Origin of the sequence: Sphingomonas parapaucimobilis NBRC 15100 (assembly GCF_000787715.1) — a bacterium.
In the GTDB taxonomy this organism is placed as follows: Bacteria; Pseudomonadota; Alphaproteobacteria; order Sphingomonadales; family Sphingomonadaceae; genus Sphingomonas; species Sphingomonas parapaucimobilis.
The window spans coordinates 99,165-112,512 of sequence record NZ_BBPI01000001.1 but is presented as its reverse complement, the minus strand read 5'-3'; the positions used below and the strand labels follow the sequence as shown (position 1 = coordinate 112,512).

The window sequence follows — 13,348 nt, the reverse complement described above, 5'->3', positions numbered from 1 at the left end:
TGAGCATGACGAACCGGATCGGATGGCTGCTGGCGGGGACTATGCTGGTGGCGATGCCGCTCGGCACGGCGCAGGCCAAGGATAGCCCTCGGGTCGCCCGCAAGGCCGCTACGCCGGACGCCCGGTTCCGTGCGCTGTCGGATGCCGAATATCAGTGGCGGATCAGCCAGGCCGCCGCCGATGAGGACAGTGGCAGCGCAGGCTCGCGGCAATTGCCCGATGTCGGCCCCGCGGCCCAGGCCGCGCGGCTGGCGCGCTGGGAAGCGACCGCCAAGGCGCTGGATGCGATCGATCCGGCGAAGCTCTCTCCCGACGTGCGCACTGACTATATGGTCTATCGCGGCCAGATCGATGCGCTGCTCGCCGCGCAGCGGTTCCGCGAATATGAAAAGCCGCTCAATTCGGACACCAGCTTCTGGGGCAATCTTGCGAGCTGGGCGCGGGGCAGCTTCAACAAGGAAAGCCAGTATCGGGACTATATCGCGATGCTGCACCAGATGCCGCGTTATTATGACCAGCAGATCGCGAACATGCGCGCTGGCCTGGCGCGGGGCTTCACCGTGCCGCGCGTCACGCTGACGGGCCGTGACATCGGCGTGGCACAGGTGGTCGATGCCGGGACCGGCGACGCTCAGCCCTTTTACGAGCCGTTCAGGACCATGCCCGCCAATATGGCACCCGCAACGGTCGCGGCGTTGCGGGCCGAGGCGAAGGCGGCGATCCGTGACGACGTGTTGCCCGCACATCAACGGCTGCTGGATTTCCTGCGCAACGACTATATCCCGCGCGCACAGACCAGCATTGCGGCCTATGACCTGCCCGATGGCAAGGCCTATTACCGGTCCAAGATCCGCGAATATGTAACCGCCGACCTGACACCCGAACAGGTCCATGCGATCGGCCTGTCGGAGATGCAGCGAATCCGCGCACGGATGGACGGGGTGATGAAGGAGGTGAAGTTCCAGGGCGACCTGCCCGCGTTCCTGACCTTCCTGCGCACCGACCCGCGCTTCTATGCGAAGACGCCGCAAGAGCTTCTCGACAAGGCCGCCTGGATCGCCAAGGGCTTTGACGGGGTGGCGGCCCAGTGGATCGGCCATCTGCCGCGAAGCCGCTTCGCGATCAAACCCGTGCCCGCCGACCAGGCACCCTTTTATACCTCCGGTCGTGGCGGACCGGGCATCTATCTGGTCAACACCTATGACCTGCCCTCGCGGCCGCTCTACGCGCTGCCCGCCCTGACACTGCATGAAAGCGCGCCGGGCCATGCGTTCCAGATGCCCCTGGCGGCGGAGAACAAGAGCCTGCCCGCCTTCCGCCGCGACAATTACCTGTCGGCCTATGGCGAAGGCTGGGCGCTCTATTGCGAGGCGCTGGGCGAGGAGATGGGGTTCTACAAGGATCCCTATGACCGCTTCGGGATGCTCTCCTATCAGGCGTGGCGTGCGGCACGGCTGGTCGTCGACACCGGCGTCCACGCCATGGGCTGGAGCCGCGAAAAGGCGCAGGCCTATCTGCGCGACAATACCGCCCTGTCCAATCATGAGATCGAGACCGAGGTCGATCGCTATATTGCATGGCCGGGCCAGGCGCTGTCCTATTATATGGGGCAGCTGGCTTTCCAGCGGGCGCGGACCAAGGCCGAAAAGGCACTGGGGCCGAAGTTCAACATCCGCGCCTGGCATGATGCGATGCTGCAACTAGGCTTTGTGCCGCTGCCCATCATCGACCAGCGCACCGATCGCTTCATCGCGGAAGGGGGCAAGGGTCCCTATCCCGATGAGGAATGACGATTGACCCGAGAGCGGCGTCGCGTTAAACAGTATACGATATCTAAAACAATGGCAGGAAGATAGATAGTGAGCATCGGCTGGCGCGGCGTATTCCCCGCAGTGACGACCCAGATCCGCGAGGATATGACGATTGACCTCGCCGACACGCAGCGCGTCGTCGACGACTTGGTCAATGACGGCGTGACCGGCGTGATCGCGCTCGGCACGGTCGGCGAGAACAATTCGCTCGACTATGATGAGAAGGTCACGGTCCTGACCGCGATCGTCGAGGCGGTGGCTGGCCGCGTGCCCGTGATTACCGGCTGTTCGGAATATGACACGCGCCGTGCGGTCCGTTACGCGCAGGCGGCCGAAAAGGCCGGGGCCGATGGCCTGATGCTGCTGCCGCCGATGGTCTATGTGCCCAAGGCGCATGAGCTGGTGAACCACTTCAAGGGCGTGGCGGACCAGACCGGCCTGCCGATCATGCTCTATAACAACCCGCCCGCGTACCGCACGGTCATCGACCAGTCGGTGCTGGAAGCGCTGGTCGATGTGAAGAACATCGTTGCGGTCAAGGAATCGGCGCCCGACACGCGCCGCTTCACCGATTTCCGCAACGCGTTCGGTGATCGCTATACCCTCTTCGCCGGTCTGGACGACGTGGCGCTCGAAGGGCTGTACTTGGGCGCGCAGGGCTGGGTCTCGGGCCTGACCAACGCCTTTCCGAAGGAGTCGGTCGAGCTGGTCGCGGCGTTCGACCGTGGCGATCATGCCAAGGCGATGGAAATCTATCGCTGGTTCATGCCGCTCCTCCACCTCGACGCCGAGCATGACCTCGTCCAGTCGATCAAGCTGGCCGAGCAGGTCGTGGGCCGTGGTTCGGAGCGCGTCCTGCCGCCGCGTTATGTCCTCGAAGGCGAACGCCGCGCCGAGGTGATCGCGATGGTCGAAAAGGCCGCCGCGACCCGCCCGGACCTGGGCCAGGCCAAGGCGGCCTGATGGCGACGGCGCTTTCGCTCCCCGACGTCGCCCTGGATGACGGGCGTCATCGGGGCGAGGGCGTCATCGTCGTGCAGACACTGGCGGATCGCATCTTCGCGATCGTGCGCGAACGGATCATCGCGGGGACCATCCCCGCCGATCGCCCGATCCGCCAGGATGCGCTGGCCGCCGAACTGGGCGTCAGCAAGATACCACTGCGCGAAGCGATGGCACGGCTGGAGCAGGAGGGCCTGCTCCACGGTGTCGCCAATCGCGGCTATATGATCGGCGCGCTGTCGGCGGCGCAGGCCGAGGACATTTACGGCCTCCGCCTCAAGCTGGAACCGGCGGCGGCGGCGCGGGCCGCGCTCGTCGCCGATGACGATGATCGCGCCGCGCTGGTCGCCGCGTTCGAGGCGCTGGACCAGGCGGCGGCCAGCGATCTGGCGCGCGTCGCCATCTGCAACCGAAAATTCCATATGGCGATGGTCCGCCCGACGCGGCAGGCCTTGACGATCCAGCTGATCCGCCAGCTCGCATTGCTCGCCGAACGCTATGTCGTCGCGCATCTGCAGCCCGCCGGACGCGATGCGCGGGCGCATCTGGAGCATCGCGAACAGCTCGATGCCTTTCTGGCGCGCGACGCCGACCGGGTTAAGGCATTGCTTGATACGCATATCCGGTCCACCCTGACGGACCTGAAAGGCGGGTTCGCGCCCGTCGACTGACAACGACAAGCCCATAGGGGCGGGGGGATTTTTCGACGATGTTTGGACCGAGAAAGTCGCTGGGTAGCGTCACCCAGCATGCGGAGGGGCAGTCGCTGGCCAAGACGCTCAGCTGGCCGCACCTGATCGCATTGGGGGTCGGCGCGATCGTCGGCACCGGCATCTACACGCTGACCGGCGTGGGGGCGGAGCGGGCGGGACCCGCCGTCATCCTGGCCTTCGCCATTGCGGGCGCGGTCTGCGCCTGTGCCGCACTGGCCTATGCCGAGCTGGCGACGCTGATCCCGGCGGCGGGCAGCGCCTATACCTTCAGCTATACCGCGCTGGGCGAGACGCTGGCCTGGGTCGTCGGGTGGAGCCTGATCCTCGAATATTCTCTGGCCTGTTCGACGGTGGCCGTCGGCTGGTCGGGCTATCTGGTCGGCTGGATCCAGGCGGCGGGCGTGCATCTGCCGCCCGAACTGCTGGCGGGACCGCATGGCGGCGGCATCATCAACCTGCCCGCCGTCGTGGTCGCGCTGTCGGTCATGGGGATGCTGGTCGCCGGTACGCGGGAAAGCGCGACGCTGAACATCATTCTCGTCGTCGTGAAGCTTGTCGCGCTGGGCGTGTTCGTCGCCTTCGCGCTGCCCGCCTTCAACAATGCCAATCTCCATCCCTTCATGCCGTACGGCTTTGGCGCGACCGAGGTGGACGGGGCCAAGCGCGGCGTCATGGCGGCGGCGGCCATCGTGTTCTTCGCCTTTTACGGCTTCGATGCGGTCGCCACCTCGGCCGAGGAGGCCAAGAACCCCGGCCGCGACCTGACGATCGGGATCGTCGGATCCATGCTGGTCTGCACCCTGATCTACATGGCGGTCGCGGTGACGGCGGTCGGCGCGCTGCCCTTCCAGCAACTCGCCAATTCGCCCGAGCCGCTGGCGCTCGTCCTGCGCTCGCTGGGCCAGCCGACGGCGGCGCATCTGATCGCGCTGGCGGCGGTCATCGCGCTGCCCTCGGTCATCCTGGTGATGATGTACGGCCAGAGCCGCATCTTCTTCACCATGGCGCGCGACGGCCTGCTGCCCCAGTCGCTGGCGGTGGTCAGCAAGCGCAGCGGCGCGCCGACCCGCATCACGCTGGTCACGGGCGTATCGATCGCGATCGTCGCCGGTATCTTCCGCCTCGACGAGATTGCCGAGCTGGCCAATGCGGGCACGCTGCTCGCCTTCATCGCGGTCGGCGCGTGCCTGATGGTTCTGCGTCGCCGTGCCCCGGAGGCCAAGCGGCTTTTCCGCTGCCCGCAGCCCTATCTGGTCGGCAGCCTCGCCATTCTGGGCTGTATCTACCTGCTGTTCAGCCTGCCGAGCGCGACGATCGTGCGCTTCATCATCTGGAACCTGGCGGGGCTGGCCTTCTACTTCGCCTATGGGCGTCAGCGTAGCGCCCTGGCCAAGGGCTGAACCTCGACCACGGGTTCCGCAGGACGGCCGAACAGATAGCCCTGGGCCTGGGGGCATCCCTCCTCCAGCACCATGCGATGCTGTTCGGCCGTCTCCACCCCCTCGGCCACGACGGGCAGGTTCAAGCTCTGGCCCAGCCCGACGATGGCCCGGACGATCGATCGCGCGGCGGCGTCGGTGGCGACGCCCGAGATGAAGCTCTTGTCGATCTTGATCTTGTCGAACGGGAAGCATCGCAGGTTGCTGAGCGAGCTGTAGCCGGTCCCGAAATCATCCATGACGATGCCCACGCCCATCGCCTTCAGCTGATGCAGCGTCTTCAACGTCGACGCGCGATCATGGAGCAGCACATTCTCGGTAATCTCCAGCTCCAGCCGGTGCGCGGGAAAGCCGCTTTCGTCGAGCGCGCGCGCAACGATCTCGGCCAGGTTCGGCAGCTGGAACTGGATCGGCGAGATATTGACCGCCAGCGTCAGGGGGGCGGGCCAGGCGGCGGCCGTCCGGCATGCCGTCGACAGCACCCATTCGCCCAGTTGCAGGATGATGCCGGTCTCCTCCGCCAGCGGCACGAACGCGCCGGGCTCGACGGTGCCGCGCTCGGGATGGTCCCAGCGCAGCAGCGCCTCGTGGCCGATCACCGTGGCGCTGTCGGTCGATACCAGCGGCTGATAGGCCAGGCGCATCTGGTTGCGCAGCAGGGCATGGCGCAGGTCATGCTCCAGCGCGAGACGCTTTCGCATCGCCCGGTCCATGTCCTGGTCAAAGAAGGACGCGGTGCCCCGGCCGCTGGTCTTGGCGCGGTAGAGCGCGACATCGGCGTTCTGCCGCAGCGACTGGGCATCGGTCGCGTCCTGGGGATATAGCGAGACGCCGATGCTGACCCCGACCGCCATCGGATCGCGGCTGAGGTCCATTTCGGCGGCAAAGGCATCCAGGATCGACTCGGCCAGCCTGCGGACAGCTTCAGGGTCCTTCATGCCGCGTTGCAGGATCAGAAACTCGTCGCCACCGACCCGCGCGACCACGCCCGCCTCGTCGATGGCGGCGGTCAGGATGGCGGCGACCCGGCACAATATCGCATCGCCCGCGGCGTGGCCGAACAGGTCGTTGACCGCCTTGAAGCGATCCAGGTCGAGCGCGAACAGCGCGAACGGGCCTTTCTGATCCGCCTGAGCGATCGCGGTTTCCAGCGCCTGGTCAAAAAAGGCGCGATTGGGGAGTCCGGTCAGCGGGTCATGCTCCGCCATGAATTCGATCTGGCGCTGGGCACGGCGCTGTTCGGTCAGATCGCGCACCGACATGACCATGGCGCGGCGGCCCCGATATTCGATTTCATGGCCCGCGACTTCGAGGTAGCGATCGAGTGACGCGATATCCCGCGGACGGGTCTCGATCAGCCCGCCATCGACGAGCGAAAGCGGCGCTCCGTCGATCGCTTCCAGCCAGTCCTCGGGGGGCGAGCCAATCAGCCGACCCGGCTCTACGTTGAGCATTGCCGCGAGCCTGCCATTCGCTTCGATGATCCGGCCGTGGTGCAGGATCGCGATCCCTTCGCGGGTCGCCTCGGTCAGGCCGCGCAGGTCGGTGAGGAGGCGGTCGAGCAGCGCCGCTGCGACCAGGGCGACCACGATGCTCGCCGTCACCAGGCCGACCACGCGCGCCAGGTTGAGCGGCTGGAGCGGATGAAGGTTCGGGTCGACGACGACCCCGCCGGGAACCAGCGTGGTGGCCGTCATCGCCCCGAAGTGCAGGACGACGATCCCCAGAGCTGCCACGCCGACGGACAGGACGGTCCGGCCCCGCCCAGGCACTCGGACATGGATATGGAATGCGCCGGTCAACAGCATCATGGCACCGAGAAATGCAACGGCCAGGCCCCAGGGATCATAACGAATCTCTGCCGGGACGATCAGCGCGGCCATGCCGATCAGATGCATGGCGCCGATCCCGATCGTAGTCAGCGTGCCGGCGACCAGGCAACCGCCCAGGTCACGCCGTCGCCGGACATGGCCGAGCGCGATCCAGATGGTCAGGCAGGGTATCGCGACCGAAGCCAACGTCTGGGGAAGGTCGAAGCCCAGCGGCAAAGGCCCTCGATAGGCGAGCATTGACAGGAAGTGCGTACACCAGATGCTGACGCCGCCCGTGATCGCCGCCAGTGCCACCCAGTTGCGTCGGCGAAGCTCGACGCATTCCTCGGCCCGGTCGTGCAGCAGAAACAGGGCGATCAGCCCCAATACGCACACGCCCAGGGCGGGAAATATCAACCAGGGATCATGTTGCCCGATAATGCATCCCACGATGTTGAACATCATATGCGTCATTCCCTCGGCGACACTTTGTTCCATGGTCCATTGAAGAAAGCTTAATATAAGTCCGAAAGCGGACCATTTGTCGTGTGTGCGAGAGGGGCTTTCCAACACCCCGCCAAAATTCTATACCGAGCGTTATGGAAAATGCTCTGCCCGCGTGTAAGGGCCGCCCGCGTGAATTCTGCGTCGATCAGGCCCTGGCCTCCGCGCTCCGTGTCTTCTGGAGCAAGGGCTATGAGGGCGCGTCGATGGCCGACCTGACCGAGGCCATGGGTATCACCAAGCCCAGCCTCTATGCCGCGTTCGGCAACAAGGAGGCTTTGTTCCACAAGGCGCTCGACCTCTATGAGGCGGAGAAACTCGCCTATATCCGCGAGGCGCTGGACCAGCCGACTGCGCGCGGTGTCGCCGAGCATCTGTTGCGTGGCGCGTTGAAGGCCATGACCAGCCAATGGGAGCCGAAGGGCTGCCTGGGGGTGATCCATTCGGTCGCCTGCGGATCGGAGGCCGAGTCGATCAAGGCGGAAGTGGTCGCGCGGCGGGCCTCCGCTCAGGCCGCGATCGTCGGACGTTTCCAGCGCGCGGTGGACGAGGGTGATCTGCCCGCGAATGTCGACCCGGCGGGACTGGCCAACCTGATCTACGCGGTACTGCAGGGCATGGGCGTCCAGGCAGGATGCGGCGTGCCGTCGGAGCAGCTGCAATCGATGGTCGATGCGGCGTTGGCGTTATGGCCCTCGCGCTAGGCGAAAATTTTTAGTACCGGTTGGTATGAAAGTCGTTGACGGCTGTACGGCGGATTAATATACCAGTCGGTATGGAAGGTGATCCTCACCTTCGCGAATGAAATGGCGAGACAGCAGGATGGGTGGCCCCGGTGCCGCTTCCTCGAGCGAGCGCGATGCTGGCCGGGGCAGGATGTTTCGCGCCGGAAAAAGGGGTTTGCATCATGGCCTATGTCGCTTTTCAGGAAATCGGCGCCGCACGGATCGCTGTCGATGCCGCCATGGCACAGCAGGGTGCGGCGGCCATCCGGGCGGATGCCCGTCTGTCGGCCTTGGAGTGGCAGGTGGTCGCACTGGCCCGGCGTGACCGCCTGTCCAGCCTCCGTGAACCGGCCAAGCTGATCCGCGCGATCGGCAGCATCTTCGGCGAGACCCGCAACCCGCGGCTTGCCGATCCCTCGCTGGAAGCGCTCCGCCGGATGGCGGTGTTGAGCTGGCACAGTGGTTACAGCGTGCCCTCGCACGAGGTTCGCGCCTTTCTGGCCGCCGGTTACACGCCCGACCAGTATGAACTGATGGTCGACAGCATCGCGGCCGCGCTCAGTGATTCGCGTCGGCTGGCCCGGCCCATGGCGGCCGGGTAAGATGTGCCGAGGCGGGCGCGCGTCCGTGCCCCCTTGCCCTTCCCCGAAACTGACGTACCGTGTGGGGATCAGTGACGGAGAAGACCATGGCGGCCGTACTGCGTCTGAGCGACCCTTTCTCGATCATCACTCTGCCGATGATGGGGTCAATGGTAGGGCCTATGGCGGAGCCGGGGGCAGGCAAGCCCGATGGCGAACGCGCGATGCCGTGGGAAAGCCTGTTCGCCTGGCCCCGGCAGGGCGATCTGCAAATTCCCTTTGACGGCGGATCGCGCGAAGCGCGCGATATCTGGGCGACCCGGCTGGATCATGCGGTCGCCCATGCCGACAAGGCGGTGCTGCTCGTGGCGGAGGGGGCGGCCTGTCTCGCCAGCATCTGGTGGGCGCGGCTGTCGCCCAGCCATTATGTGTCCAGGGTCGCAGGCGCGCTGTTCTTCCAGCCGCCCGCCGCCGATTCGCTGGACCGGCAGGGCGGCCAACTGTTCGCGTCGCCCGAGGCGGCGTTGCCCTTTCCCTCTCTGATCGTCGACGGTGCGAGCCATGGCCCGGCGCTGGCTAGTATCTGTGGCGGCCGCCTGCTGGTGCCGCCACGCGCCGCGCCTGCGCCGACGGGCATGTGGCGTCAGGCGCAGCGGCTGATCGTGCGTTTTTCGGCTGGGGTGGTCGAACAGGATATGCGCGTCCTGCGTACGCTGGGCATTCCCGAACGCTGACATAAAAACGGTCCGGCGGTTTGTGTGACCGCCGGACCAGTTGATCGCCACAGGGAGCTTCCTTTGGCGAGGCAGGAGCAGTGGGAAGCCCCGGAGAGGGGCTTGCCACCGAAGGAAAATCTAGCTGGCGTTCACGCCGCCCGGCGCCGCTTCATTGTCGAGCAGCACGTTGTCGCCAAAGGTCGCATTGCCATCGGTCAGCCCTTCGTCATTGGCGAGAAGCGCGTCATTCGTCACACCGGTATCGTCGAGGACCGTGCTATTGGCAGGCTCCGACCTGGAGCAGGCGGCCAGCGGTATGGCGGATGCGATCAGAAGCAGCGGAAGGGCATGGCGTCGCAACATCAATTCGGTCCCCTTGGTCGTTTATCCCGTGTATCGCCGCTCATCGGCTCCTCATGAGTAATACATACTAAATCGATGGGATATAACCAGCGCAAATCTTGTCGGCGGAATAGATGGGCTTTCCTGCGCCTGGCGGTCTCCATGCTCGTCATGATGCCGGGCGGTGCATGGGCACAGGCCTTGGCGCCGCTCGACGGGAATGCTGCCCTGGCGCTGGATGCGGCGGAATATGCCACCCTGTCCGGGCAGGCGCCGATGGCGGTCGCACGCGAATTGGCGGTACAGGAGGCGTCGGTGCCGTTGACCGACGCGTTGAAGGCCGAGTTTGCCGACCGCCTCGCCGGACTGTCGGTCGGTCACGCGCCTTTCCATATCGACATATTGCTGACCGGCGATGTCCCCGTGGCGGACCGGGCGGTGCAGGTGGCGGGAAGCCCGGTGCTGGTCCGCTTCCGCACGGGGGCCTATGCGACCCACCATCAATTGGTCGTTGCCCTCGCCCTGCATCAAACCGAGATCCGCGCCAGCCTGACCCAGCCGCCGGGTATCGGCGTCGATCCCCGGATCGGGGCACTGGTCGTGATGGTGGCCCGCGCGGATGCCGAGGCGGAGCCGGGCGATGCCTTGCGCGACCGGATCGCCCGGATCGCGGGCGTGCCGGTGCGGATCGCGACGCTGGATACGTCCGACAGCGATCTGGCGGACCTTCAAGGTGGCGCGCGGCTGACCGGCATCGATCCCGGCAATAGCCGCCGCTATGCCTGCACCAGCGGCTTCGTCGTCCGGCGCGGGAGCGACAGCGCGATCGTGACGGCGGCCCATTGCCCCGACGATCTGGTCTGGACCGATGCCGAACGGCGGCAGCATGCTCTGCCCTTTCTGGGCCAATGGGGATGGGGCTATCAGGACGTACAGGTGAATGGCAGCCCGGCCCCGTTGTCGCCCGCGATCTGGAGCGACACGACCAAGACGATCAGCCGCCGCATCACGGGGCAAAGAACCCGCGATCAGACCCGTGCGGGCGATATCGTCTGCCATCGCGGCGAACGGACGGGTTATAGCTGCGCCGAGGTATGGATACCCGACTTCGCACCCGCCGGGGATTTGTGCGGCGGCGGCTGCACCCCGACCTGGGTGGCGGTGCGGGGGCCGAGCTGTCGCAGCGGGGATAGCGGTGGGCCGGTCTTTCTGGGCGGCATCGCTTACGGCATCGTCAAGGGCGGCAGCTATCGCGGTGGCGACGGAAGCTGTGCCTTTTACTATTACATGTCCGTCGATTTCCTGCCCGACGGATGGTCCCTGGCGACCGGCTGAGGGATCATATTGCACTGCGGCAGCGTTGGTTTTGTATCGACAGACAGCGATGAAGGTGACGGCATGAAGGCGATGATCCTGGATGCACCCGGCGGGCTGGACCGTTTGCGACTGGTGGACCGCCCCGATCCCGGTGCGCCGGGGCCGGGGATGATCCGGGTGCGGCTGCACGCGACGTCGCTCAACTATCATGACTATGGTGTCGTGGCGGGTCGCATGCCGACCCGGGACGGTCGTATCCCGATGGCCGATGGCGCGGGCATCGTCGAAGCGGTGGGCGAGGGTGTCAGCGAATTCGCGGCGGGCGACCCGGTTGTTTCCTGCTTCTTCCCCGATTGGCAGGAAGGGCCGCCCCGCATCGGCGACTTTTCGCGCGTGCCGGGCGATGGGATCGATGGCTATGCCTGCGAATTCGTGGTCGCCCCCGCGACGGCCTTCACCCGCGCGCCCAAGGGCTATGACCATGCCGAGGCGGCGACGATCACCACCGCCGGACTGACCGCGTGGCGAAGCCTGGTCGTCGATGGCGGGCTGAAGGCGGGCGATCGCGTTCTGGTACTGGGGACCGGCGGCGTGTCGATCTGGGCGCTTCAGATTGCGCGGATGATGGGCGCCGAAGTGGCGGTCACCTCGTCCTCCGATGAAAAGCTGGACCGCGCCCGATCGCTGGGGGCCGCGCACATTATCAACTATCGCACTCATCCCGAATGGGGGAAACTCGTCCATGCATGGGCGGGCGAGGGTGTCAACCATGTGATCGAGGTCGGCGGGCCGGGCACGCTCGCCCAGTCGATCGATGCCGTTCGGATCGGCGGCCATATCGGGCTGATCGGGGTGCTGACCGGTTTTGCGGGGGACGTGCCGACCGCCACCCTGATGAGCAAACAGGCGCGGCTTCAGGGCTTGATCGTCGGCAGCCGCCGGATGCAGATGGAGTTCGTCCGCGCGCTGGACGAGGCGCCGTGCCGGCCGGTGATCGACCGCCGATTTGCGTTGGACGATCTGGCCGATGCGTTTCGCTATCAGGAAAGCGGCGACCATTTCGGCAAGATCGCCGTGACCTTCTGATGACGGGGGCGCAGGGTATGACGAGCCGAGGCGTCGATCCCGACTGGCCGCATGTGGTGATCGTCGGCGCGGGGTTCGGCGGGCTCGCGGTGGCGCAGCAACTGGCCGGAGCGCCGGTGCGGGTGAGGGTGGTCGACCGCAACAATTATCACCTGTTCGTGCCGCTGCTTTATCAGGTGGCGACTGCCGCCCTTTCGCCTGCCGATGTCGCCGAGCCGATCCGCCATGTGCTGGGCCGCTACCCCAATATCCAGGTCGTGCTGGGCGAGGTGACGCAAGTCGATACGGGTGCCCGGCAAGTGGCCCTGGCGACGGGCGAGACGCTGCCATATGACCGGCTGGTCGTCGCGACGGGATCGACCAGCAGCTATTTCGGCCATGACGAATGGCGTTGCCATGCCCCGGCCTGCAAGTCGATCGAAGAGGCGCGGGTGATCCGCTCGCGTGTATTGGGCGCGTTCGAGGAAGCGGAACGCGACGGGGCGGCGGACCGCGAGGCGCTGATGACCTTCGTCATCGTCGGTGGCGGCCCGACCGGCGTGGAACTGGCGGGGTCGGTGGCCGAATTGGCGCGCCATGCGCTGACCTCCGACTTTCGCCGGATCCGGCCGGAAACGGCGAAGATCATCCTGATCGAGGGCGGGCCGCGTATCCTCTCGGCTTTCCCGGACTCGCTCGCGAATTATGCCGAACGGGCACTGGCGCGGCTGGGCGTGCAGGTGATGACCGATATGCCGGTCGAGGCGATCACCGCCGAGGGGCTGACCGCCGGGGGGCGGTTCTTCCCCGCCCGCACCGTCCTTTGGGGCGCAGGCGTAGCGCCCACGGGGGCGGCCAAGCTCCTTGGTGTGCCACCGGGTCCGGGTGGACGCGTGGCGGTGCGACCGGATCTGAGCGTCCAGGGACTGGAGAATGTCTATTCGCTGGGCGACGTCGCCGCCTGCCTGGACGAAGACGGCAAGCCCTTGCCCGGCCTGGCGCAGGTCGCCCAGCAACAGGGCGCGTATCTGGGCAAGGCGCTGCGGGCGCAACTGACGGGTGGGCGCGCGCCCGAACCCTTCCGCTTCCACAATCGCGGCAATGCCGCGATCATCGGGCGTCATGCCGCGATCTTCGACTTCGGGCGGTTCCGGATGAAGGGCTATCCGGCCTGGATGCTCTGGGCGATCGTCCATGTCGTGCTGCTGGTCAATTTCGCCCAGCGTATCCGCGTCAGCCTGCAATGGCTGTGGCGCTATCTGACCTACCGGCGCGGTGCGCGGATCATCACCACGCCCTTCGTCCGCCCGCCCGGCTGACCG

General features: G+C 66.2%; 12 protein-coding genes. 10 read left to right on the top strand and 2 right to left on the bottom strand.

What is annotated here, in order from left to right; translation table 11 throughout:
- The first annotated feature begins 5 nt into the window (after positions 1–5).
- From SP5_RS00550 to SP5_RS00535, 4 genes are all read left to right on the top strand, one after another.
- Positions 6–1,790, top strand: a complete 1,785-nt coding sequence (locus tag SP5_RS00550; protein WP_084220505.1) for a DUF885 domain-containing protein — start codon at positions 6–8, stop codon at positions 1,788–1,790.
- A 69-nt stretch (positions 1,791–1,859) separates the two neighbouring features.
- Complete coding sequence (locus tag SP5_RS00545) at positions 1,860–2,774, top strand: dihydrodipicolinate synthase family protein (protein ID WP_042482501.1); 915 nt, start codon at positions 1,860–1,862, stop codon at positions 2,772–2,774.
- Positions 2,774–3,484 (top strand): GntR family transcriptional regulator, encoded by a 711-nt coding sequence (locus SP5_RS00540; RefSeq protein WP_083748215.1) that lies wholly within the window; start codon positions 2,774–2,776, stop codon positions 3,482–3,484. Before SP5_RS00545 ends, SP5_RS00540 begins: the two co-directional genes overlap by 1 nt.
- A gap of 38 nt (positions 3,485–3,522) precedes the next feature.
- Positions 3,523–4,926, top strand: a complete 1,404-nt coding sequence (locus SP5_RS00535; RefSeq protein WP_042482499.1) for an amino acid permease — start codon at positions 3,523–3,525, stop codon at positions 4,924–4,926.
- On the opposite strand, the gene SP5_RS00530 is transcribed toward SP5_RS00535, so the two are convergent.
- Complete coding sequence (locus SP5_RS00530) at positions 4,899–7,193, bottom strand: bifunctional diguanylate cyclase/phosphodiesterase (RefSeq protein WP_245613349.1); 2,295 nt, start codon at positions 7,191–7,193, stop codon at positions 4,899–4,901. The genes SP5_RS00535 and SP5_RS00530 overlap by 28 nt on opposite strands.
- Positions 7,194–7,375: 182 nt before the next feature.
- Between SP5_RS00530 and SP5_RS00525 the strand changes: the two genes are divergently transcribed.
- The 3 genes from SP5_RS00525 (at position 7,376) to SP5_RS18370 (ending at position 9,320) form a co-directional block, all read left to right on the top strand.
- Positions 7,376–7,984: a TetR/AcrR family transcriptional regulator gene (locus SP5_RS00525; protein ID WP_042482496.1), complete on the top strand. Its 609-nt coding sequence runs from the start codon at positions 7,376–7,378 to the stop codon at positions 7,982–7,984.
- A gap of 203 nt (positions 7,985–8,187) precedes the next feature.
- Positions 8,188–8,607 carry a hypothetical protein gene (locus SP5_RS00520; protein ID WP_042482493.1) on the top strand — a complete coding sequence of 140 codons (420 nt, stop codon included), beginning with the start codon at positions 8,188–8,190 and terminating at the stop codon, positions 8,605–8,607.
- Positions 8,608–8,678: 71 nt separating this feature from the next.
- Positions 8,679–9,320 (top strand): alpha/beta hydrolase, encoded by a 642-nt coding sequence (locus tag SP5_RS18370; protein ID WP_167334659.1) that lies wholly within the window; start codon positions 8,679–8,681, stop codon positions 9,318–9,320.
- Between the two features lie 120 nt (positions 9,321–9,440).
- On the opposite strand, the gene SP5_RS00510 is transcribed toward SP5_RS18370, so the two are convergent.
- Positions 9,441–9,665, bottom strand: coding sequence for a hypothetical protein (locus SP5_RS00510; RefSeq protein ID WP_042482489.1), 225 nt, complete (start codon positions 9,663–9,665; stop codon positions 9,441–9,443).
- A 141-nt stretch (positions 9,666–9,806) separates the two neighbouring features.
- On the opposite strand from SP5_RS00510, the gene SP5_RS00505 reads away from it, so the two are divergent.
- From SP5_RS00505 to SP5_RS00495, 3 genes are all read left to right on the top strand, one after another.
- Complete coding sequence (locus SP5_RS00505) at positions 9,807–10,979, top strand: hypothetical protein (RefSeq protein WP_245613348.1); 1,173 nt, start codon at positions 9,807–9,809, stop codon at positions 10,977–10,979.
- 63 nt (positions 10,980–11,042) lie between these two features.
- The gene (locus SP5_RS00500) at positions 11,043–12,047 is read left to right on the top strand and encodes a zinc-dependent alcohol dehydrogenase family protein (protein ID WP_042482484.1); all 1,005 of its coding nucleotides are present in this window, start codon (positions 11,043–11,045) and stop codon (positions 12,045–12,047) included.
- Positions 12,048–12,064: 17 nt separating this feature from the next.
- A complete protein-coding gene (locus SP5_RS00495) occupies positions 12,065–13,345 on the top strand; it encodes an NAD(P)/FAD-dependent oxidoreductase (protein ID WP_042482599.1) in 1,281 nt (426 codons plus the stop codon).
- Positions 13,346–13,348 lie beyond the last annotated feature (3 nt).